The sequence below is a fragment of the Niallia circulans genome (assembly GCF_003726095.1).
GTDB classification, from domain to species: Bacteria; Bacillota; Bacilli; order Bacillales; family Cytobacillaceae; genus Niallia; species Niallia circulans_A.
In genome coordinates this window covers 2,334,647-2,359,707 of record NZ_CP026031.1, presented here as the reverse complement: position 1 = coordinate 2,359,707, position 25,061 = coordinate 2,334,647, and the positions used below count along the sequence as shown (strand labels likewise).

The following is a 25,061-nucleotide window of genomic DNA, read 5'->3' as shown; positions in this document are numbered from 1 at the left end:
GGAGGGAGATTTAATGAAAGAATCGAAACAGTACAAAGTTTTTAAAGTCTTTAATGTTTGTATTCTCTTAATTATTATATTTTGTACGTTATATCCATTTATTAATGTAGTTGCACAATCCTTTAGTAGTGAGTCCTATATCAATTCTGGACAGGTAAATTTAATACCAAAAGGATTCAATGTAGACACATATGAGAAGGTACTTTCTGACACCATGTTTTGGATTAATTATAAAAATACGGTTGTATACACAGTGGTAGGAACAATCATTTCTATGTTTTTAACAACAATGTTTGCATATGCGCTTTCTAAAAGAAGATTAGTAGGACGAAGATTTTTAACTGTATTTGCTGTATTTACGATGTTTTTTAATGGCGGCTTAATTCCCAATTATGTTTTAATCAATTCACTAGGCTTTGGCAATACAATGTGGGCTATTGTCATTCCTGGTGCAATTAGTATTTATAATATGCTGATCATGAAATCCTTTTTTGAAAATATGCCAGAAGAATTAGAAGAGGCAGCCTCTATTGATGGTTTAAGCACATATGGCATTTTACTAAAAATAGTATTGCCGCTAAGTAAAGCAGTAATGGCCACTATGGTGTTATTTTACGCAGTCGCTTATTGGAACTCTTGGTTCAGCGCTTTTATTTATATGGATAAAAAAGAATTATTTCCAGTAACGATTTATTTGCGGAATATGATTGCGGGAACAACAGGTGGAATGTCAGCAGGTGCTACTTCAGCTGATAACTTAACTCAAATTTCCGCTAATATTAAATCCGTAACAATGGTCTTAACAATTTTGCCAATATTAACGGTATATCCATTTGTACAGAAATATTTTGTTTCTGGAGTAATGCTAGGCTCTATTAAATAGTCAAAATAGGACCTGCTGGAGTTAGGGAGTTCAGCGTAGGTTATTATTCCATATGCCTTTTAAGGAAACAACTTACGCTTTTCCTATATATATAAGGGGAGGAAATGCCATGAAAGAAAGTTGGAAAAAGGTTGGGTTATTTCTAGGTCTAATAGTATTCGTAATGATTGCTGTTGCTTGTTCAAAGAATGATTCAGCAAGTAAGGAAGTAGAAGTAGCAACAAAAGGGGCAATGGAATCATATAGCGCAGGTGACACCTTTAAAGCAACAGAGCCATTTGATTTATCTATTTTATATATGGATCAGCCGACATATCCATATAAAAAAGACTGGCTATTATGGGATAAGATAAAAGAAATTACGAATGTTACCTTGAAGCCGACAATTGTACCATTGAGTGATTATACGCAAAAGAGAAGTTTGTTAATTAGTTCAGGAGAAGCCCCAATCGTTATTCCAAAAACCTATCCAGGAGAGGAAGCTGCCTTCGTGGCATCAGGGGCGGCACTTCCGGTAAGCGATTACATTGATAAAATGCCTCACTTCAAAGAAAAAATTGAAAAATGGGATATGGGTCCAGAATTAGATACATTACGACAAAATGATGGGAAGTTCTATGTCCTGCCAGGTTTACATGAAGAGGTTTGGCCAGATTATACGTTAATTGTAAGAACTGATATTTTTGAAGAAAATAATATTGCTATTCCAACAACTTGGGATGAACTATATACAGCAATGAAGAAATTAAAAGAAATCTATCCAGATTCTATTCCTTTCTCTGATCGTTTTACATTTAACAGTACATTAAATATTGCTGCAACAAGTTTTGGAACGAAAGCAGGTTGGGGATTTGGAAACGGATTATCTTATGATCAAGATGCTGATGAATTTGTGTATGCAGCAACAACCAATAACTATAAAGAAATGCTCACTTACTTCCATAAATTAGTAGAAGAAGGGCTGTTAGATGAAGAGAGCTTTACACAAAGCGATGATCAAGCGGTACAGAAATTTGTAACAGGAAAATCATTTATTATAAATGGAAATTCTCAAACAATCAACTTGCATCGAGTTGATATGGATAAAACGTTAGGAAAAGGGAAATATTCTATTTCCAAAATCACGGTTCCCGGCGGTCCTGCTGGTCAATTAATGTCAGGGTCTAGATTAGAAAATGGTGTAATGATTACCTCCAAAATTAAAGAAAGTGAAAACTTTGAAGCAATTCTTCAGTTTATTGACTGGTTATATTACAGTGATGAAGGACAAGAATTCACTAAATGGGGGGTAGAAGGAACAACATTCACGAGGGAAGATGGAGTAAGAAAATTAATGGAAGATATTAATTACAATGGATTAAATCCAAATGGAACAAAGGATTTACGGGTTGACTATGGATTCTCTGGTGGAGTTTTTTCCTATGGAGGAACAACCGATTTACTTCATTCGATGATGAGTGAAGAAGAGATTAAGTTCCAAAATGATATGAAAGCAGTAAAAACGCCAATTCCAACTGATCCGTTAATTCCATATTCAATTGAAGACAGAGAAAAAGCAACATTACAAAGTACACCTTTAAAAGACTATACGAATCAAAATACATTAAAATTCATTTTGGGAACACGTGATTTAAGTGAGTTTGATGCTTTTGTAAAAGAATTACAAAGTCAAGGATTAGAGCAATATGTGGATACAGCAAATCAGACGTATCAAGAATACAAGAAAAATAACAAATAAATAAAATGGATAAGTTCATTCCTAGCCATCCTGATGAAGGGTAAGAAGAACTAACCTAAACTAGTCCTAACTGTACTGTTATGTGAGGCTAACCAGCAGTGGGGAAAAAAGAAACACACACTGCTGGTAATATTATTATATTCTGAAAGAAGGTGACAAGGATGAAGCAGCAAAGAGAGTTTGGGCAAGGAGTTTTATATACATTTTGTAATTATGTGTATTGGGTTTTACTAACGAATATCTATTTTGTCGTAACAAATCTTATCTTTATTTTTTTCTTCATGACATTAACACCATCGTTTTCAAATATTCTCATCTATGCTCTTGCCTTAATACCGTCTGGACCTGCTATATCTGGACTGCTTTATTCGATGGAGAAATTAGTAAGAACGAAAGAGCTATCACCAACAACTGACTTTTTCTATGGATATCGATCGAATTTAAAAGGCACATTTTTTCTGTGGATAATAATCTTAGCTGTATTCTTTGTCTTATTCATCGACTTACAATACCTTCAAATAACCATAACACCAGTTAATCAAATCATTTTTATTGTTGTGCTTGCACTTACGCTTATTTGGACAATGCTTAGTATAAATATGTTAATAATTAATGCAAAATATACTTTTCGAATAAGGGATTTAATAAAGTTGTCTGCGTATTATCTATTCATAAAATGGAAAGAAACAATAGGTAATATATTGATTCTCTTTTTTACTGCTGTTGCAACAGTAATCACTAATGATTTCTTAATTGTTTTCATTGCTAGTTTGCTTGCATGGATAATGGTGTTTAATTCTAGAGAGCTGCTTAAACATATAGATCGTAATTTTTTGAAAAAATCTCCTTCTAACAATATAAGTGAAAAATATGATGCACCACCTTTGCAAGGTTCATAAATGAAAGGAGAAGTACTAAGAAATGACTCTATATAAAAAAATAGTTTATAATCTCTTCATTTCATTTAAAAGAAATTTTAATTTGGAAGGACACATATAGATGGAAAGAGAAGTAGTTTAGAGGTTATGAGAAAAAATGAGGAGGAAGACAAAATGTTACCCTTAATGAAGAATTTATCCGGAAAAGTAGCAGTTATTACTGGAGGTGGAGGCGTACTTTGTGGCTGCATGGCGAAAGAGTTAGGCAGACAAGGAGTAAAGGTAGCCATTTTGAATCGTACATATGAAAAAGCGCAAAAGGTAGCAGAGGAAATTAATAACGAAGGTGGCATGGCTATTGCTATAGCATGTGATGTTGTTGATGTAAACAGTGTGAAGGAAGCGGAAAAAATAGTCTTAGATACTTTTGGAAACTGTGACATTCTTATTAATGGGGCTGGAGGAAATCATCCAAAAGGTATTACTTCAGAAGAAATTCTGCGATTAGAAGATCTTGATAAAGAAGGAATTACTAGTTTTTTTGATTTAACAATGGAGGGATTTTCCTTTGTATTTAATTTGAATATAATCGGTACTTTAATTCCTACTCAAATATTTTCAAAACAAATGGTTGGAAAAAGTGGAACCATTATAAATATATCCTCTATGAGCGCCCCAAGTCCAATGACGAAAGTACCTGCTTACAGCGCAGCTAAAGCTGGTATAGAGAATCTTACAAAATGGTTGGCTGTTCATATGGCTGAAACAGGAATTAGGGTTAATGCAATTGCTCCAGGCTTTTTCTTAACAAAACAAAATGAAGGACTGCTAAAAAATTCAGATGGGACTTATACAGAGCGGACGAAGAAAATATTAGCCCATACACCAGTAAAAAGATTAGGAAAACCAGAGGACTTATTGGGGACATTATTATGGCTAGTGAATGAAGAAACAAGTGGTTTTGTTACAGGGATTAGTGTGCCAGTTGATGGCGGATTTATGGCGTACTCAGGTGTTTAAAAATACTCCCTGATAAGAAAGGATTAGTTATTCTAGCTAGTGACGGGCAATCAAAATGAGATCTTCCACTGATCCTTAAGTGAATTGTAGATTTATAGAGTATTTAGTCCCGTTAGTATTAGGGTGGAGGTGAATCCTCACTATTATCCTATAAATAGTTAAATATTCACTTTGGTAAACCTATCATTTTTTAGATAGGAAAAAAGATAGAACATGTTATCAAAAATAATATTTCCCGGAAAATTTCACCATGCAGCACCTTGTTGGGATTAAATGTATTTTTTATATTCCGTTTGGATAATTTATCAGATAAAGATTCAAAAGATTATCGAAGGTACAAAATAGATGAAGCGGCATTTGTAGAGAAATCCCTTCAATCAAATGGATTAATTGCTACAAATGCAAAGGCTTCCTTAGCAGCAGATGGACTTTTTCACCCTACATATGGTTGGATTGGTTTGGAATACGCTGATTAGAACTGGCGTAAGACGTTATGATGCTAATTGTTTATACGTTTTTAGTTTGCTTTAAGTGGTAAAAACCTAATATATTTAAACTTTATCTAAATCTAAAGAGAAATTATTATTCTGGATGAAGCATAAATTTTAAAAAATTCTCGGTTGAAAAAGCAGCAGCACCTAATGCAGAGGAAGCAAAATTAATATCAGAAAAATGGATAGCAAGTTGTGATTGGTGAAAGGGCAAAGTATAATTGTCTATTATTTTTTTCACTTGTGGCTCTATCCATTTTTTAGCTAAGGTAAGTCGATTGCCGATTATGATTTGCTCTGGATTGAAGATATGAATAATATTAATAATTCCAGCACCTAGATGATTGCCAACTTCATTGAATAAATGGATAGCTTGCGTATTTCCTTGGTCGGCAAGCTCAATCAAATCATTCAAATAAACCTGACCTTTTATACCTAGCTTTAATTCGACAGCCTTGTTGAGTAAATATTGTTCGGAAGCGTAGAGTTCCCAGCAGCCTTTATTGCCACAGCGGCATTCTAATCCATCCTTTTGAATTATCATATGGCCGATTTCTCCAGAATATCCGAGGTTTCCTTTATACAGTTCTCCATTAATGATAATTCCAGCGCCGATTCCAATAGCAGCACTTACATAGATTAAATTTTGATAGGTCTGACCTACTCCGAATTTTTTTTCTCCATAGGCCCCGGCATTTGCTTCATTTTCAACTAATACAGGAAGATGGAATTCTTCTTCCAGATGGCTTTTTAGTGAAACATTATTCCAATCTAAGTTTGGAGCGAAGAGAATGTCACCGTCCATATTTGTAATCCCTGGTGCCCCAATCCCTATGCCAATTACTCCATAAACAGAGTTAGGAGCAGTGTCTATTAACAAAGTAATAATCTTTTTTATTATTTGTAGTGTATCTTCATAAGATAAATTAACATATTTTTCATTTATACGGTATATGATATTCCCCTGCAAATCAGTTAAAATTCCTAATAGATAGTTAACGCCTAAGTCAATACCAATGGAATAACCGGCCTTCTCATTAAATAGAAGCATAACAGGTCGCCTTCCTCCACTAGATTCACCATGCCCTGATTCATAGATCAATTGTTCATTAATAAGCTCTGATACTAAGGAGGAAACAGTCCCTTTTGTTAATCCTGTCTGCTGGGCAATATCCGCCCGAGAAATAGGCGCATTGTTCTTAATTAAATTTAAACAAAGAGATTTATTTTCTTTTTTTACTAACTGCTGATTCCAAGTAATATGCATCCTTTTCGCAATCCCCTCTTATCTATTTCTGAAATTCATATGAATATAATTACTTTCAGAAAGGTCTTTCTCTTCCAATTGATTAATTATACTACAGTTTATCTATTAACCAAACAGAGTGGATTGATAAAGTTAGTTCGTTTATTTAATATACAAACTTATATATAATTGATATAATTCCTATAGAATAGGGTTATCTATATAGAGGAAAAAGGATAATTTACTTGAGAAAATTCTTGCTTCTTTTTTATGGTGGCCATTCAATCAAAAATATCATAGCTGGCGGAGGTGCTAATGGAAATGAATTACAGAAATTTAGGGGGTACCGGTCTAAAAACCAGTGAAGTCAGTTTCGGTACATGGGCTATGTAACGGAATCTATATATATTTCATTTTATATAAAAACGAAAATAATCCTTTAAGAATGGTTATTTTCCGATTTAACGTTATGCTCCTCCTCTAACGGCATTATCGATAGCCAATCTTGAAACTTTTGGATATATATTTGATGAAGTACTTTAAATAATTGAAATAGTTTTTGCAGTGAAGATATGTCCAACCCAAACTGGATACATTTTCTAATAATTGTTTGTACACGATTAATAAATCTCTGCTATATTCCTCAATCGTATTTTCCATTCTATTTTTCCGTTTATCCATATCCTTTTTTGGATGTAGTAATATATATAAATCATTTTTATCCCTTCATTGGCAGACACATCCTCCAAAACGAGTAACTCATCGATAATTCAGTTATAAGAGATGGATCTATTAGTTTTTTCGAAAAAGATACAATCGAAGAATCTGTTTCTACAAAGGTTAACGAATTTCTTTCAGAAAGAGATAAAATCTTTTTTTCTACCATGTTGTCACTTCTTTTAATTTGTTTGTTGATAAAAGGAAATATATGGGGGTGGATAACTTGTGATTAAATCGATTTTATTTATATTTTATTTAATGTATACCTCTATGATAGTAGAAAAATCATTGTTATTTGTCTATTAATATTGGTTTTGTTTTAATAATATATATTATTAATGTTTATATTAAAATTATAGACTATTATTTTTTATTAAAACACTTAAAGTAATTGAAGTTTATATTAAATATAAAGATATATAAGAAATTGCTAAAGAATTTTTACATTAATGTATTTTACATAAAATTAACATTTATGATTTTAATTAATATTAAGAATTGTATATAATCTATTTAATGTTAAATATAGAAGGGGAGTAATATTCTTGTTTGAAAGGAATCTATATAAATTCTCAGCAAAGAATAGTATTAGAGTAAGTAAGTATAAAATGAAAACCACTACTTATTATCTCCAAGAATTAGGAAATACATTATATAATAAGTTAGTTAATATAACGATTACCAGAAATAGAATAAATAACTGTCTTTTTCTTTTGTCATTCATTTTATTTCAACACCTCACCTAATTATCAAATTCTACAACTGCAATAAAATCCTGATGCTAGACTAAAAGTAGACACAGATTGTTAGTAGGTTGGATAAGTTATGCATTTGATAACCTAACTTACTTTAACGGAAGGTCAAAACTTGTGGAAGGTAATAATTTTGCTTAAGTGTCGTAAACAATATAAATTTCTATATACAAAAACCCCGCTCAATAAGAGTTGGGTTTTTTAATCCTCTATCAAGTATTAACATATGATCGTTTTTTTTCCCTTCCGACAATTTTTAAAACTCTTTTAATTTGTTTTTTTTCTGGTGGACATGGAGCCTTTCCTGTCTCAATTCTAACTAGTGGACATGCAGCACCTTGACAAGATGGTCTAAAGAAACATTTTTGACAACCCGGGTCTTCACCTTCATCATTCATTATCCAAAGTGCGTATTTGTCCATATCAAGTGTCATTTTTCCATCTGGGTGAATTCTACCTACATGATTTTTTTCGTTGTATAATGCAACTGTGCATTTATAAACAATTCCATCTGAACCAATCACAAAAGAATTATGCTTTGCAGCATAGCAGACGTTTCCGCCGGGTTTAAGTATACTATCCATTACATTATTTAAACCTTTTTCTACAGCTAGGTCACATAAACTTAGTGCAGCATTTGTTGCATCTTTTTCCGAAAGAACATTTAAGTCTTCGTCATTTTCTCCCCCCCATTGACCAACAGGGAAAAAGTTAACAGCATATCTCTCATCACAATCAAACTCTTTCACAATTTCATCAATAAAATCAGGTACTCCTTCCAAGTTTTCCTTAAGGAAATTCACCCTAATTCTACATAGGAATTTAGCTTCCATTGCTTTCATTGCTTTCAAATTACTCCAAATCTTGTCAAAGGTAGGTTGTCCTCCTTTTAAGTGTCGAGTACAATTGTGATATTCGGGATTACCGTCAACAGTGACTTGAAAGTATGATACATTGTAATTTATTAATTTTTCTACGTTTTTTGGTGTTAAATTGAAACCATTTGTTGTAACACTTGCTGTATATGTGATGTCATACTCCTCACATATTTGTTTAAATGCTTCAGATAAATCTTCAATAACATCCATAGCTATTAATGGTTCTCCTCCGAACCAGTGAATGTTTAAATATTTTAAGTATCTTGCTTTGCTTCTAACATACTCTTTAATACCATTACGAACTTCCTGAGTCATCTTACCTTTTTCAAACTTTTCATAGCAATATGTACATCTAAAGTTACACTGCTCAGTTACAAGAAAGATTAATTGTAATGTGTCATCTCTTCTGCCGACAATTTCGTGTAACATACGGGCTCTAAATAGTTCATTTGTATCCTCTTTGACGATAAATCCACGCTCAGCAAGTAATTTAGGCAGACCTTCTAAGTCTCCATTATAACCTTGACTAAGTATTTTTTTAACATTAGATACATGTTGCTCTGGAACGCTGATAAATGACCCCGTATATGTATTAGAAAGGTATAAACTGCCGTCTAACTCATCAGACGCTTGTATTGTATACCTAGATCTTTTCCATTCTTTAGTTTCAATTAATTTATTTTCCTTTGGTATCTTAACAAATGGTTCCAAGAAAATCCCGCCTTTCTAAAGATAAAAGGAGGAAAAATATTCCTCCTTTTAAGTGATACATTAGATAAAAAAATCCCAAGTTAGTAAAGTAGTTATATACTAAATCAGCAACTGTTGCAATTAGTATTTGCTACTGCACCACGAATAAGAAGATCCATATCTTCATTGGTTGTATCTAGGCAGTCAAAACCTATTGACAAATCCAAAATTCCTAATTCTTCCATATCTTTCACCCCCTTTCAAGTAAAGGATTGTATTAAACTAATTGTTAACTGAAGTTTCAGTATTGTTTATGTTATAAATTTTTCTGATATATTCTGCTGCAGCGTAAGGGGGAGGCATGTGTCCATTTTCAACTGATTCTCCAGTTGCTGTTATCCATCCGTTTCCATTAGGTATAGCTACTTTGTGACCATCATTGATAAGCAACTTAGCATTACGCTGGACAACAGGTTTACTCCACATGTTGGGATTCATATTAGGGAAGAATATAACAGGTACCTGACTACAAAGAATAAGCATTGATAATAAGTCATCTGTAGTACCATTAGCTGCTTTGGCAAGTGTATTAGCTGTGCATGGTAGTATAATGAAAGCATTAGCCCAATCATTCAAGTCAGAATGGGGAACATTAATTCCATTCTTACTTTGATAAAAATCACTATATAGTTGGTTTTCTACTAATGCATTTAAAAATTCTAAGGATATGAAGTTCTTAACATTTGGTGAAGCTACTATTTTAATGTCTGCATTTAACTTTTCTTTGAAAATTCTAATGTAAAGAGGTAACTCAATTAAACCAGAAGACCCTGTAACTCCAATTAATAAGTTCATTTTAAATAGCTTTCCTTTCTAATACTTGTTTTAATTTCAATTTCTTTACATAAAATAAGGCAATAAGTGCAACAGCGGTTTCTATTAATCCAGCAATAAGAAACATTATAGAAGGACTGTAAAGATCAGTTAAGAAACCGAAAATAAAGTGGGAAATAGGTGTTGACGCCATTGAAAAAGTCATCAATACACTACTAACTCGTCCCATAAGTTGTTGTGGAACAATAGTTTGAAGTATAGTAGGAATAAATACTCCTACAAGAGCAGTAAAAATACCAACAATAAATAAGGATACTAGAATATAAGTAAAAGAATTAAACCAAGTAATTATTCCAAAGAAAACACCTTGACCAAGGAAGCCGATGAGAACATAATTCAAAGATGGTGTCTTAATTGATTTGAATGTAAATATTCCACCAGCTATAGCTGATCCTAAAGCTAAAGACATTTGTAACATTCCAAGACCATTTGCTCCGAATTCTAATACCTTTACTTGAAAAGGTAATACGGCCATAATTCCGTTAGCCCCTATATTTGCTAATGTCATTGTACTAATGAGTATGATTAGAATTTTTTCATTTTTGACAAAGAGTAAGCCTTCCACTACATCATCAATAAATTTTCTTACTATTTTCCCACCTTTATTTATATATTTTATTCTTTCCTCTTTTAAATCGATAAAATTGATTGAGATTGCAGATAGTATAAAAGATATGAAAATGAGCAGGTATATTAAACTATAAGAATATAAGCCAAGTAAAAATCCACCAATTGCTGGACCAACAATGTTTAAAATTCTTACCATAGTATAATAACTGCTGTTTGCTTTTGAGTATAATTCTTTAGCTACTAGTCTTGGCTTAATGGCATCTGCTGCTGGCCAATAAAACGCATCAACTATCCCAAAAGTGATAGAAATTATGATAATTAGCCATAATGGTATGGTAGAAAAGATAAAGAATGAATAAAAGACAGCAATAATTATACCTCTTAATAAATCAGATGAAATCATAACTCTTCTAGGACCCATGTTATCTACTATGGCGCCACCTATAAGACCAAAGACAAATCTTGCAATTCCCATTAATAGTAATACTGTTCCCATTATGTAACCAGATTGATGGACATCTACAATGTACCAAGATAAAGTTATTGTGAATATTGCATCTCCTATACCAGAGAATAAATTCCCTAGAAAGTAAAAATTGAAATTTTTTACTTTAAATATATTAGACAATTCTGTTCCTCCGTAATATTGAAAATATTTTATTTATGACAATATTATACAATTTAAGAATTAAAAAAAAAGTTTAAAAATGTCGAAAAATATTATTTTTTCAAAATTTCAATAACTAAAAGAAGTTGAAATGAACATTTAATAGTTTCCCAATATTTAAAGATAATTTAGTAAAAACAATGTTAGATAACCAAAACAGTTCGCGGAATTATTAATTAAGTGTACAAAATAGAATTAATATTATTTTTGGTATGTTAAAAAATCATTAAAATTATTAACATTAAGTATATTATCTATTTTACCAATCTCATATTATTTTTTCGGAGCAGAAAACATATTCAGAAACTTAGTGTTTCTACCTTTAATTCCTTTAAGTGTTCTTTTATATTATTTAATAAAAAAAGGCTGACTCATTAACTGTCAGCTTTTTTCATTGAATAACATTTATTTAATTAACTTCTACATATAAATCAAGAAGTATCCAACTTTCTCCACTTCTTACCCAATCTACAAAATAATCATATGTTCCATTATTTTTAGCTACTATTTTTACAACATGTCGTACATTCGTAATTTATCGTTATCTAAGAAATCATAATTATGGAAAGCTGCTTTACCTACAACTTTTAAATCTGCTTTAGTAGTGGCTAATGTTGAAAAGACAGGTGATTTACTTTCTGTTACCTCCTTTTTCTCCACTTCATAAGTACCTTCATCTTTATTTAGGATTATTTTGTATGCTTCTGCATCTTCACTAACCTTCTTATTACCATATATATGTTTATCTTCTCCTTCAACCGTATATTTTACTTCTTGGAAAATTTTATCTTCAGATGTTTTTGGCTCTAAAATCTGTGTTTCTCCTTCTTCTGCTTTTGAATAGATGTTAAAAGTAGCCATAATACTGAAAACAATTGTTACAAAAAATGCTTTTTTAAATGAATAACATACTAAGTTTACAAAAGTTGGGGAAAAACAAAGCGGTTTAGATGTAGTCCTATGGAAGTGAAGAATATTCAGTCTGCGGCTGCTTACTACAAACCTTCTTTTTTAATGAATAAAAAACCGAACAATTATACGAAACTTGGATTAGCTTCTCTGTATAATTGTTCGGGTATATATTTTGGTTGGAATGCTAATGTTCCAGCTTTTTTTTATGTAACTTTTATTTGGGTATTTCACTATCTCCTTTAATAAACCTCCATATATCATGAAAAACCTTAGCTCGATGTAAGGAAGTAACGATAACGAGTGAAACTGGACCAATGATGAGACCGATGAAACCAAAAAGCTTAAACCCAACAAACAAAGCAATTAAAGTAGCTAAAGGATCAAGTCCGATATTGGATGAAAGGATTTTTGGCTCCATGATTTGTCTTTGAACTAAAACGATGATATATAGCACGGACAAGCCAATCGCCAGTACAATCTGCCCTGTAATAATTTCGTAAATAATCCATGGAACAAAGATTAACCCTGTACCAAGATAGGGGATAATATCTACAATTCCAGTTAACAGTGCGATAGTAATAGCATAATCCACTCGAAGAATTAACAAGCCAATTAAAATAATGACAGTCGTAATAGAAACAAGCGTTAATTGGGCTTTTAAAAATCCAAACAAAGCCTTTTTTAATTCAAAGAATACTGTTTTACCGCTATTTAACCACTTGGAAGGAAAGAACTTCCCAAATTTTAATGATAATCGCGCCCAGTCCTTGCTGATAAAAAAAGTGGCTAAGAGAGAAAAAATGAGGACGCTTGCTGCATTTGGAAACCAGGACAGGAAAATAGGGATATTAAGAAAGAAAGATTGTAAAAAATCTCCCATTACCGTTCCAACTTGTTCGCCCACTTTATCTATATTTGTCATAATGGTATCTTGTTGACCTGTACCGAGATTATTGAACGTTTGAGAAATTTTATTATATAATGGAATAATTTGCGCTGCAAACAAATCTTCTATGTATCGAATAATGATGTCTATATGTTTGGGAACGACTTCTCCAAGATAGGCAGCTCCTGCTACAATTTCAGCAATTAGTAAAGAAACCAAACCAGCAAAAATGGATAAAATGAGTAAAATACTTAAAACAACAGCAAAAGCCCTTGGTAATTTGCATTTAAATTGTAAAAAATTAACGAGTGGATTCATTAAAAAAGCAATCAGAAATCCAATAATAAAAGGATAAGTTACTTTGGATAAATAAAAAAAGCTAACAAATAATAGGATAGTAGCTGCTATCACTATGATAAACCGAATGGTTCGGTTAAGATAAGTTAAATTCAATGTCAATCCTCCCGTTTTTAGTATAATAGAAAATGGACCATTAGTGATTAGGAACTAGATATAGATTATATATATTCCTTTTTTATTTATATTTTCTATACTTATGCTTTTTTAATCGAAATTCCTGCTTATTAATTTAAATATAGAAGAGAGAATTTTTTAGTCAATGGCTTTCGAAAAGGAGAGTTAGTTATGTTTTTATTTAGCCAGCCATATTTATTTCTATATTTGCTGTTAGCAATTGCTCTTATAGCTAAGAACAATTCCTTGATTATCGCAGTTGTTTTCTTATTAGTATTGAAATTAATTGGGGTAGATAGTAAGTTATTTTCATTGATTCAATCTAAAGGTATTAATTGGGGCGTAACGATTATTACGATAGCTGTTCTTGTTCCGATAGCCACTGGAGATATTGGTTTTAAAGATCTTACCGCTACCTTTAAATCACCGTATGCATGGATAGCTTTGATTTCTGGAATTATGGTTGCTCTGCTCGCAAAAGGAGGAGTTAGTTTATTAGCCGATTCTCCAGAAATTACAACAGCACTTGTTCTAGGAACCATTTTGTCTGTATCGGTTTTCAATGGGGTGGCAGTAGGCCCATTAATTGGCGCTGGAATAGCGTATGCAGCCATTAAAGTAGTAGAGTGGATAACCTAATCCGCTCTCTTGCTCTAATTTACCGTTTAAGATATAAGACAGGATAAAGGAATTTATGGTATAATTTTTAAAGGAAAGAAATATAGTGTAAAGGAGAATCAGAAAAAAATTTTTTTACTATATCTACAGTTTTTAAGTATAAAATATGAGACATTTTGAAGTTTTTTGTTTATAATGAATGTGTAGTTACATTTTATCTCATCTATAACGTACCAAATAGTTTATTTTTTTATTTGAAAATGTAAGCATTTTCAAATGGATGATGCTCACTTTAATTTTTTTTGAAAAAACTCCCCCATCTTTTTATAAAATAAATCCGGATTATATTATTAATTGATTTTTTGGTACATATTCAGTTAATCTAACAAAATAGTAAACATTTATTTAAGGTGAATTCCATCGTTTTGTTTTACAGATTTTCACAATATTGGTAACTACGACAGGGACAATACTGGGAGTTTGAATGGGTTGTACTAACTAAAAGAAAAGGTGTAAAGGAGAGATATGTATGGCTGTTACAAAAGGGCTTGAGGGGATTATTGCTACAACATCTTCTATTAGTTCCATTATAGATGATTCACTTGCTTATGTGGGTTATGATATTGATGTGTTAGCAGAGCATTCCAGTTTTGAAGAAGTAGTATTTTTATTATGGCATCAAAAGTTGCCAACTGATACGGAACTGGCAATGCTAAAACAAGAATTGGCAGATAATGCTGAATTACCTGTCTCTTTGATTGAACAAATGAAGCTCATGCCATTAAATAAAGTGCATCCAATGGCAGTACTTCGTTCAACTGTGTCTTTGCTAGGAGCATATGATGAACAAGCAGATGCTATGGATACTGAAGCAAACTATTTAAAAGCTGTAAGACTTCAAGCAAAAATTCCAACTATCGTAACAGCTTTTTCAAGATTAAGAAAAGGGCTAGATCCAATTTCTCCAAGAAAAGATTTAGGATTTGCTGCTAATTTCCTTTATATGCTTAACGGAAAAGAACCAGAAGCGATTGCTATTGAAGCCTTTAATAAAGCACTTGTGCTTCATGCTGATCATGAATTAAATGCGTCTACATTTACTGCAAGAGTGTGTGTAGCTACTTTGTCTGATGTATATTCTGGTATTACTTCAGCTATCGGGGCGTTAAAAGGACCTTTGCATGGCGGCGCAAACGAAGCAGTAATGAAAATGCTGAAAGAAATCGGAAGCATTGATAATGTCGAGCCATATATTCGAGAAAAGATGGCAAACAAAGAAAAAATAATGGGATTTGGCCATCGAGTTTATCGAAAGGGAGATCCTCGTGCCAAACATCTAAAGGAAATGGCAAGAAAATTAACACAATTGACGGGTGAACCTGAATTATATGATATGAGTGTAAAGATTGAGACATTGTTAAAAGAAGAGAAAAATTTAGTGCCAAACGTAGATTTCTTTTCAGCTTCTGTTTATCATAGTTTAGGTATTGACCATGACTTATTCACCCCGATTTTTGCGGTGAGCAGAGTTTCTGGCTGGCTGGCTCACATTCTGGAGCAGTATGATAATAATCGCCTGATTCGACCTAGAGCAGATTATATTGGGCCAGAGCGCTTGGAATATATTCCAGTTCAAGAGCGATAAAAAAGGATATAATTTCCCATAGAGTAATAGAATAATATATACTTAATGATGGGTTAATTTACTTTGCGTATTGGCGTTTTCCTTTTTTTTATTCGTCAGAATAGTAAATATAATTAGCTTATAAAAGCTTGTTATAATAAATTTATTTCATTCTTTTTCCAATGAATGTTATTACATTGGAAAAGGAAACTATTTTTTACGGAGGGATAGAAACATGCAAGGAGAAAAAATTACAGTAGTAGATGGAGTATTAAATGTACCAGCAAATCCGATTGTTCCTTATATTGAGGGAGATGGAATTGGACCAGATATATGGGCAGCATCATCAAGAGTGTTAGATGCAGCTGTTGAAAAAGCATACAATGGGGAAAAGAAAATTGTTTGGAAAGAAGTACTAGCTGGTGAAAAAGCATTTAATGAAACTGGAGAATGGTTACCTTCTGAAACATTGGATGTAATTAGAGAGTATTTAATTGCTATAAAAGGGCCATTAACTACACCAGTTGGCGGTGGTATTCGTTCTTTAAACGTTGCCCTGCGCCAAGAATTGGATCTTTTTGTTTGTTTACGTCCAGTGAGATGGTTTGAAGGAGTTCCTTCTCCTGTTAAAAGACCTCAAGATACAGATATGGTTATCTTCCGTGAAAATACTGAAGATATTTATGCAGGAATTGAATATGAGAAGGGTTCAGAGGCTGCTTCAAAATTAATTAACTTTTTACAACAAGAGATGGGAGTTAATAAAATTAGATTCCCTGAAACATCTGGAATTGGAATTAAGCCGATATCAGAAGAAGGAACAAGTCGTTTAGTAAGAGCTGCGATTAATTATGCGATTAAAGAAGGTCGTAAATCGGTAACTCTAGTACATAAAGGAAACATTATGAAATATACAGAAGGCGCATTTAAGAACTGGGGTTATGAATTAGCAGAACAAGAATTTGGAGATAAAGTATTTACATGGGCCCAGTATGATCGCATTAAAGAAGAACAAGGTTCTGATGCAGCAAATAAAGCTCAATCTCAAGCGGAAGCAGAAGGTAAAATCATTATTAAAGATTCTATTGCTGATATTTTCTTACAACAAATTCTTACTCGTCCAAAAGAATTTGATGTAGTTGCGACAATGAATCTAAACGGAGATTATATTTCTGATGCTTTAGCAGCACAAGTGGGTGGAATCGGTATTGCTCCTGGAGCAAACATAAATTACGAAACTGGCCATGCTATTTTTGAAGCTACACACGGAACGGCTCCTAAATATGCTGGTTTAGATAAAGTAAACCCATCTTCTGTTATTCTTTCAGGTGTTCTATTGCTTGAACATTTAGGCTGGACTGAAGCTGCACAATTAGTGATTCAATCCGTGGAAAAAACAATTGCTTCCAAAGTTGTTACATATGACTTTGCTCGTCTAATGGATGGTGCTACAGAAGTGAAATGTTCCGAGTTCGGTGATGAATTAATTAAGAACATGAATTAATTAAGAACATGAATTAATAACAAATTGAAGAAGAGATCGTCTCATCTCTTCTTCCTTTTTGTCCAAAATAGAAGATTTACGGTATTGGATTAGAATGGGATAAGCTGGGAAAAGTATTTACTAAATAGAGTAAAAGGGGACTCTGCTTTGTAACTGCTTATTGGTGGGCTTCATTCATTCTCGGTCTAATAAGGGGGAAATAATATGGTTAAACGTAAGAAGATTTCCATCATTGGTGGAGGTTTTACTGGGGCTACAACTGCTTTTTTGCTTGCTCAAAAAGAACTTGGTGATATCGTATTATTAGATGTTCCGCGAAATGAAAACTCTACAAAGGGAAAAGCATTAGATATGTTTGAAGCAAGTCCTGTACAAGGGTTTGATGCAAATATAACGGGAACTTCCGACTATAAAGATACAGCTGATTCTGATATTGTCGTAATAACTGCTGGTATGGCAAGAAAGCCAGGTATGAGTAGAGATGACCTTGTACAAACAAATCAAGCTATTATGAAATCGGTAACAAAGGAAATTGTGCAATATTCACCTAATTGTGTCATTATCGTGCTTACGAACCCTGTTGATGCCATGACATATACTGTTTATAAAGAATCAGGCTTTCCTAAGAATAGAGTAATTGGGCAGTCGGGGTTTTAGATACAGCACGCTTTCGCAGCTTTGTGGCAATGGAGTTAAATCTTTCCGTTAAGGACATTACAGGATTTGTATTAGGCGGACATGGTGATGATATGGTTCCACTTATACGTTATTCCTATGCAGGTGGTATTCCATTAGAAGCACTAATTCCAAAACATCGCTTGGATGAGATTATTGAAAGAACAAGAATTGGTGGAGCGGAAATTGTAAATTTACTTGGAAACGGAAGTGCTTATTATGCTCCAGCAGCTTCTGTGGTAGATATGTGTGAAGCTATAATTAAAAGTCAAAGACGTATCCTTCCTACTATCGCTTATTTAGAAGGAGAATATGGCTATAACGATCTTTATCTAGGTGTACCTACAATTCTTGGCGGAAACGGAATCGAACAAATTATTGAACTGGAACTAACTGAGGAAGAAAAGGCAGCCTTAGATAAATCTGTTCACTCCGTTCGAAGTGTATTGACAGTATTAAATTAAGTATAAAAGTCGGCAGCTCGATAAAAAAGAGCTAGCCGATTTTTTTATTTCATTTAATCAATAAACTTAACCAGAGACACCTATAATAATTTATAAGAATTATTTCCTATTTGTAAACAGGATATAAATGTTTTTTCCATTTTTATTGGACAATATATTATAATGTAAATAGGTATAAGGGGACTTTAGGGGAATTAACATATTTGGAGGCTGTATATGAAGAAAAAGGTTTTAGTTGTAGATGATGAACAATCTATCGTAACTCTACTTAAGTATAATTTACAACAGGCAGGTTATGATGTATTAACTGCCATGGATGGAGAAGAAGGATTGAATCTAGCATTAACTGCTAATCCGGATGTCATCTTACTAGATTTAATGCTGCCAAAAAAAGATGGGATGGATGTTTGTAAAGAATTACGCCAACAGAAAGTGTTAACTCCTATTTTAATGTTAACAGCTAAAGACGATGAATTTGACAAAGTTTTAGGGCTTGAACTAGGTGCAGATGATTATATGACTAAACCTTTTAGCCCCCGGGAAGTCATTGCTCGAATTAAAGCTGTATTAAGACGAATTCAAATGCAAGTGCCAGCAGCCTCGGATGAAGTAGATGAAGAAGAGGACGATGGTATTAAAATAGGTGAATTAAGAGTGCTTCCTAATTATTATGAAGCATATTTCAAAGGGGAACTATTAGAGTTAACTCCGAAAGAATTTGAGTTATTATTATATCTTGTTAAAAATAAGGGAAGAGTTCTTACAAGGGATCAACTATTAAGCGCTGTTTGGAATTATGACTTCGTCGGAGATACAAGAATTGTAGATGTACATATTAGCCACTTACGTGAAAAAATTGAAGAAAATACGAAAAAACCAATATATATTAAAACGATTCGTGGATTGGGTTATAAGTTAGAGGAACCAAAGTAAATGAAGAGCTTTAAATCTCGATTAATGGCGAGTGTTTTATTTACTATATTTATTGTGTTTTTGTTCGTAGCAATATTTATTGAATCATATAATAAAAAGACGTTTATGGACTCTTTTGACAGTCGATTGAAACGCGAAGGTACTTTAATCGCAAAGCAAATAATGAAAAATGGCGATGGGTTAGACATTAATAATAGTCTATTAAAAGAATATAGTGAAGCATTAGATATACAAATTACTGTTATAGATGAAACTGGAGAGATTCTCTTTAACGAAGGAGAGCTGCAGACAGATACAGAATATGAAAATCGAATGCAAAGGCTGCTTTCAAATGAAAAAGCAAAAGCGGTATCTATTAATGGAAATCCTAACTTTCACTTTTATCAACAACAGTTAACTGGTGAAGAGGGGAGATTAGGATATCTATTAATTGGTGCAAAAATAGAAGAAATAGAAAAGGCTTATCAGCATATTAATTGGATTATTTTTGCTTCTTTTTTCTTGTCGCTTTTAGTGATTTATTTAATTGGCTATAAATTAATTTATCGTTATACGAGACCTATTGAGTCAGCTACCAAGGTTGCTGTCGATTTAGCGAATGGGAATTACCATGCGAGAACCTATGAAGATCGAGTAGATGAAACAGGAGTACTTAGTTCTTCGCTAAATAAAGTAGCTAAAGATATGCAAGAGATGGTAAAAGCACAAGAAATTCAAGAAGATCGTCTAGGAACATTGATTGAGAGTATTGGTAGCGGATTATTATTAATAGATAGCCGAGGATATATTAATTTAATCAATAAATCCTATAAGGATATGTTCTTTGTCCGTTCTGCTGATTATCTCTATAAACAATACTACAAAGTCATTCCATATAGACAAGTGACTGATTTAGCGGAAGAAATATTTATGACTGAACATAAAGTAATCCGAGATATGACCCTAGAGATTAAAAATGAGAAAAAAAGCTTTCAAGTGTATGGAGTACCTATTATTGGGACGAATGACAGATGGATGGGGATTTTACTCGTTTTTAATGATATAACAGAATTGAAAAAGCTTGAGCAAATTCGTAAAGACTTTGTAGCCAATGTCTCTCATGAATTAAAAACTCCTATTACTTCTATTAAAGGCTTCTCGGAAACACTTCTTGATGGAGCGATGGAAGATAAGGAGACGTTAGAGGAATTTTTACGAATCATTTTAAAAGAGAGTCACCGATTACAGACGTTAATTCAAGACCTTCTGGATCTTTCAAAATTGGAACAGCACCATTTTGCCCTTAATAAAGAGGAATTTAATCTGATGGAAATTCTCAATAAAGCGACAAAAATGTTGGAAGGTAGAGCGGAAGCGAAAAATATTAAGTTACTGTTTCCTCAAGCGAATGAAATTGTTCAAATTGAGGGTGATAGAAGTCGATTAACGCAAGTTTTTTTAAATCTTATAACGAATGCGGTTATCTATACTCCGAATGATGGAGAAATTACTGTCTACGTCGTGGAGAAGAAAAAGAAAATCGAAATAAGAATTCAGGATACTGGAATTGGAATAGAGCAAGAAGAAATTCCTAGAATATTTGAACGCTTTTATCGAGTGGATAAAGCGCGAAGTAGAAATTCTGGAGGCACTGGATTAGGACTGGCAATCGTGAAGCATTTAGTAGAGCTTCATAGAGGAACAATTCAAGTAGAGAGTGAGATGGGAGAAGGAACGACTTTCACTGTTATTTTGCATAAGGAATTTCCATTTTAGGAAAAAGGCTGTAGCTTAAGTGTTTTAACTAAACATAACCCCAAACAACTATACGTAAAATGCTGGAAAATTCGTATAATGTTTTGGGGTTTTTAATTTATTTTAAGAAAGAAGATTATCCTTTATCTCAGTCGATAGTCTCCAGTTTGTACACCGATGAACAGTCTCCTCCGCTTTTCATTGTCTAGCTGCGGAGCCTATCGGTTAGCAAACTTCCGACGATCTCCTTACGATAAGTCAACATCGACTCTCTATCGTTCGTCGTGTATCCTTTATCTTAGTCGATAGTCTCCAGTTTGTACACCGATGAACAGTCTCCTCCGCTTTTCATTGTCTAGCTGCGGAGCCTATCGGTTAGCAAACTTCCGACGATCTCCCTACGATAAGTCAACATCGACTCTCTATCGTTCGTCGTGTATCCTTTATCTTGAGAGAATCGCTCCAGTTTACAAGGCGCTAAACGGTGCCTTCCGCTTTTCATTGTCTAGCTGCGGAGTCTATCGGTTAGCAAACTTCCGACGATCTCCCTACGATAAGTCAACATCGACTCTCTATCGTTCGTCGTGTATCCTTTATCTCAGTCGATAGTCTCCAGTTTGTACACCGATGAACAGTCTCCTCCGCTTTTCTACTTCCTTTACATTGTTTTTACATTTGGTTTATGGTGGGTTTACACTTTGTTGGTACAATTATTTTTGAAGTCCCCCTTATCCATTTGGTTAAGGACTTAAGCTAAAAGCTACCCCGCTTTTGGCTTCCCCTTTTAATAGTGGGTATGGTAGGAAAGGAATCGTAAATGATTGTTGGTAGAATTGTGATCCTCTTATCCATGCCAGTGTCGATATACCTAAATTGTTTTTTGATGCTGTAAAAATAGCGGAGTTTGTTGCTAAAAGATGTGTACTGCACGCTTATTTCCTTGTAGGGTGAAATAAGCACGTGTCTGGTAAGACCTCTTTTATCACAATCTCTGCTTTTTTACATTTATGAATATGTCATGTAAAATAAATAATATTAAGTCGTGTAATAATCCCCGTTTATATACGAGAAAATATACCATATTAAAAGGATGGAGGAGGATTTCTTGAAAAAGAAATTAATCTTAATTGACGGTAATAGTATTGCGTATCGAGCGTTTTTTGCTTTGCCTCTATTAAACAATGATAAAGGTGTGCACACAAATGCTGTTTATGGTTTCACGATGATGCTTATGAAAATTATTGAAGAAGAAAAGCCAACACATGCTCTTGTTGCCTTTGATGCAGGGAAAACAACTTTTCGCCATAAAACGTTTAGTGAATATAAGGGGGGCGCCAAAAAACGCCACCAGAATTGTCGGAGCAATTCCCGTATATTAGAGAGTTGTTGAAATCCTATGGTATCCATCATTACGAATTAGAAAACTATGAAGCTGATGATATTATCGGAACACTTTCTCTTCAAGGAGAAAAAGATGGTTTTGAAGTAGTTGTAATTTCTGGTGATAAAGATTTAACCCAATTAAGTTCGGATAAGACAACTGTCTATATCACTAGAAAAGGAATTACAGACATGGAGTCCTATACGCCAGACCATATCCAAGCAAAATATGGCCTGACGCCTGACCGAATTATTGATATGAAAGGTCTAATGGGTGATAGCTCAGATAATATTCCAGGTGTCCCCGGTGTTGGAGAAAAAACAGCTATCAAATTGCTGAAGGAATTTGATTCCTTAGAAAATTTAGTCCAATCTATTGACAAAGTAAGTGGTAAAAAGCTGAAGGAAAAGTTAGAAGAATTTAAGGACCAAGCATTAATGAGTAAAGAACTTGCTACTATTTTCAGAGAAGCTCCTTTAACCATAACATTAGAAGATACAGAATTTCCTGGGATGCAAATAGAGAAATTAAAGGAGATTTTCAAAGAGCTTGGCTTTAATTCTCTTCTCGAAAAATTAGGAGATGCACCAGAAAAAGAAGAACTTGTTTTAGAAGATATCGAGTTTAAAACCGTTGAAAATATCACAGACGATATTTTTTCTGATAGGAATATTATGTATGTTGAAGTATTAGAAGATAATTATCATTATGCACCTATTCTAGGGATTTCTCTTTTAAATGATAATGGCGCATACTTTCTTCCAATTGATCATGCTTTAAAGTCGTCTGCTTTTAAAAATTGGGCAGAAGATGAGAAGAAAGAAAAGATTGTTTATGATGCTAAAAGATCGGAAGTATCGTTACGTCATCAAGGAATTCATTTAAAAGGAATTACATTTGATATTCTTATCGCAGCATATTTAGCGGATCCTTCTGCAACGATTGAGGATGTTGCCTCTGTTGCTAAAAAATATGATTTTACTAATTTACAATCAGATGAAGTATTTTATGGAAAAGGAGCAAAAAGAAAGGTTCCCGAACAAGAAATATTAGCAGACCATCTCGTGAGAAAGGCATTCGCATTGAAGGCTATCCAAGAGACAATGGAAGATGAATTGAAAAAGAACGATCAAGAAGCCTTATTTTACGATTTAGAAATGCCTTTAAGCTTGGTACTTGCTGATATGGAATCAACGGGGGTTAAGGTGGATGTATCTCGCCTAAAAGCAATGGGGCAAGAGCTTTCCGAAAGATTGAAAGAAATTGAAGGGCGAATTTATGAGCTGGCTGGTGAAACCTTTAATATCAATTCTCCAAAACAACTTGGTGTGATTTTATTTGAAAAACTTGGATTGCCAGTTGTAAAGAAAACGAAGACAGGCTATTCCACATCTGCTGATGTATTAGAGCAACTTGCTAGTTCACATGAAGTAATTAGAGAAATATTAGAATATAGGCAACTGGGGAAATTGCAATCAACCTATATAGAAGGCTTACAAAAAGTGGTCCATAATGGAAGAATTCATACAAGATTTAACCAGGTACTAACACAAACAGGTCGCTTAAGTTCGATTGATCCTAATTTGCAAAATATCCCGATTCGTTTAGAAGAAGGAAGAAAAATAAGACAAGCGTTTGTGCCGACAGAAGAGGATTGGGTAATTTTTGCTGCTGATTATAGTCAAATAGAGTTACGGGTACTTGCTCATATCGCTAATGATGAGAAATTAATCGAAGCATTTAGAGAAGATCATGATATTCATACAGAAACAGCTATGTCTGTTTTCCATGTAGAAGCTGACGAAGTAACCTCTAATATGCGAAGACATGCTAAAGCAGTTAACTTTGGTATTGTATATGGAATTAGTGATTATGGACTTTCTCAAAGTCTGCATATTACAAGAAAAGAAGCGGCGAAATTCATTGAACGTTACTTAGAAAGTTATCCAGGAGTAAGAAATTATATGGAAGAAATTGTGGCAGATGCAAAGCAAAAAGGCTATGTCTCCACTTTGCTTCAGAGAAGAAGATATTTAGCTGATATCACAAGCAGAAACTTTAATCTTCGCGGTTTTGCAGAGAGAACGGCGATGAATACACCAATCCAAGGAAGTGCAGCTGATATCATCAAAAAAGCGATGATTGATATGGCAAAGCGCTTGGAAGTAGAAGGGTTGAAAGCAAAATTGTTGCTGCAGGTTCACGATGAATTGATTTTTGAAGCTCCTAAAGACGAAATAGAAAAGCTGAAAGAAATTGTGCCAGATGTAATGGAACATGCAGTTGAATTAAGCGTGCCTTTAAAAGTGGACTATTCTTACGGTCCAACTTGGTATGATGCAAAATAATAAAGACTGTTCTCTAAAAGATTATTCTTTTTTCTATAGAAATAATTAGGCGATAGTTTAAAGGAACAAATTTTCACGAAT

The 25,061-nt window shown here is 33.4% G+C and carries 16 protein-coding genes and 2 pseudogenes; 12 read left to right on the top strand and 6 right to left on the bottom strand.

Annotated features, from left to right (window positions below):
- Nucleotides 1–13: 13 nt before the first annotated feature.
- From C2I06_RS11480 to C2I06_RS11460, 5 genes are all read left to right on the top strand, one after another.
- Entirely contained in the window at nt 14–883 is an 870-nt protein-coding gene (locus C2I06_RS11480; protein WP_095332351.1) for a carbohydrate ABC transporter permease, read from the top strand.
- 109 nt (nt 884–992) lie between these two features.
- The gene (locus C2I06_RS11475; RefSeq protein ID WP_095332349.1) at nt 993–2,621 is read left to right on the top strand and encodes an ABC transporter substrate-binding protein; all 1,629 of its coding nucleotides are present in this window, start codon (nt 993–995) and stop codon (nt 2,619–2,621) included.
- Nucleotides 2,622–2,782: 161 nt separating this feature from the next.
- Entirely contained in the window at nt 2,783–3,520 is a 738-nt protein-coding gene (locus tag C2I06_RS11470) for a DUF624 domain-containing protein (RefSeq protein ID WP_123258079.1), read from the top strand.
- A 153-nt stretch (nt 3,521–3,673) separates the two neighbouring features.
- Nucleotides 3,674–4,519, top strand: coding sequence for an SDR family oxidoreductase (locus C2I06_RS11465; RefSeq protein ID WP_095332345.1), 846 nt, complete (start codon nt 3,674–3,676; stop codon nt 4,517–4,519).
- Nucleotides 4,520–4,782: 263 nt separating this feature from the next.
- Nucleotides 4,783–4,995, top strand: coding sequence for a hypothetical protein (locus C2I06_RS11460; protein WP_123258078.1), 213 nt, complete (start codon nt 4,783–4,785; stop codon nt 4,993–4,995).
- 106 nt (nt 4,996–5,101) lie between these two features.
- Here the strand turns inward: C2I06_RS11460 and C2I06_RS11455 are convergent, their stop codons facing one another.
- The 6 genes from C2I06_RS11455 to ytvI form a co-directional block, all read right to left on the bottom strand.
- Nucleotides 5,102–6,277: an ROK family transcriptional regulator gene (locus C2I06_RS11455; RefSeq protein WP_123258077.1), complete on the bottom strand. Its 1,176-nt coding sequence runs from the start codon at nt 6,275–6,277 to the stop codon at nt 5,102–5,104.
- A 1,663-nt stretch (nt 6,278–7,940) separates the two neighbouring features.
- Nucleotides 7,941–9,317: a radical SAM/SPASM domain-containing protein gene (locus tag C2I06_RS11450; RefSeq protein WP_095331410.1), complete on the bottom strand. Its 1,377-nt coding sequence runs from the start codon at nt 9,315–9,317 to the stop codon at nt 7,941–7,943.
- Nucleotides 9,318–9,578: 261 nt separating this feature from the next.
- The gene (locus C2I06_RS11445) at nt 9,579–10,151 is read right to left on the bottom strand and encodes a flavoprotein (protein WP_123258076.1); all 573 of its coding nucleotides are present in this window, start codon (nt 10,149–10,151) and stop codon (nt 9,579–9,581) included.
- Between the two features lies 1 nt (nt 10,152).
- Entirely contained in the window at nt 10,153–11,388 is a 1,236-nt protein-coding gene (locus C2I06_RS11440; protein WP_164463676.1) for an MFS transporter, read from the bottom strand.
- Nucleotides 11,389–11,937: 549 nt separating this feature from the next.
- On the bottom strand, nt 11,938–12,288 hold the full coding sequence (locus tag C2I06_RS11435; RefSeq protein WP_095331416.1) for a hypothetical protein: 351 nt from the start codon (nt 12,286–12,288) through the stop codon (nt 11,938–11,940).
- A 265-nt stretch (nt 12,289–12,553) separates the two neighbouring features.
- The gene (gene ytvI, locus C2I06_RS11430; RefSeq protein WP_095331420.1) at nt 12,554–13,678 is read right to left on the bottom strand and encodes a sporulation integral membrane protein YtvI; all 1,125 of its coding nucleotides are present in this window, start codon (nt 13,676–13,678) and stop codon (nt 12,554–12,556) included.
- 192 nt (nt 13,679–13,870) lie between these two features.
- On the opposite strand from ytvI, the gene C2I06_RS11425 reads away from it, so the two are divergent.
- From C2I06_RS11425 to polA, 7 genes and pseudogenes are all read left to right on the top strand, one after another.
- On the top strand, nt 13,871–14,338 hold the full coding sequence (locus C2I06_RS11425; RefSeq protein WP_095331422.1) for a DUF441 domain-containing protein: 468 nt from the start codon (nt 13,871–13,873) through the stop codon (nt 14,336–14,338).
- Nucleotides 14,339–14,846: 508 nt separating this feature from the next.
- Nucleotides 14,847–15,962: a citrate synthase gene (gene citZ, locus C2I06_RS11420; RefSeq protein ID WP_095331424.1), complete on the top strand. Its 1,116-nt coding sequence runs from the start codon at nt 14,847–14,849 to the stop codon at nt 15,960–15,962.
- A 214-nt stretch (nt 15,963–16,176) separates the two neighbouring features.
- A complete protein-coding gene (gene icd / locus C2I06_RS11415; RefSeq protein WP_095331426.1) occupies nt 16,177–17,445 on the top strand; it encodes an NADP-dependent isocitrate dehydrogenase in 1,269 nt (422 codons plus the stop codon).
- 204 nt (nt 17,446–17,649) lie between these two features.
- Nucleotides 17,650–18,584 (top strand): annotated as a pseudogene (gene mdh, locus C2I06_RS11410) (malate dehydrogenase).
- 216 nt (nt 18,585–18,800) lie between these two features.
- Nucleotides 18,801–19,517, top strand: coding sequence for a response regulator transcription factor (locus C2I06_RS11405; RefSeq protein ID WP_095331430.1), 717 nt, complete (start codon nt 18,801–18,803; stop codon nt 19,515–19,517).
- Complete coding sequence (pnpS, locus tag C2I06_RS11400; RefSeq protein ID WP_095331432.1) at nt 19,518–21,272, top strand: two-component system histidine kinase PnpS; 1,755 nt, start codon at nt 19,518–19,520, stop codon at nt 21,270–21,272.
- 1,069 nt (nt 21,273–22,341) lie between these two features.
- Nucleotides 22,342–24,980: pseudogene (gene polA, locus C2I06_RS11395) on the top strand (DNA polymerase I).
- Nucleotides 24,981–25,061: the final 81 nt, after the last annotated feature.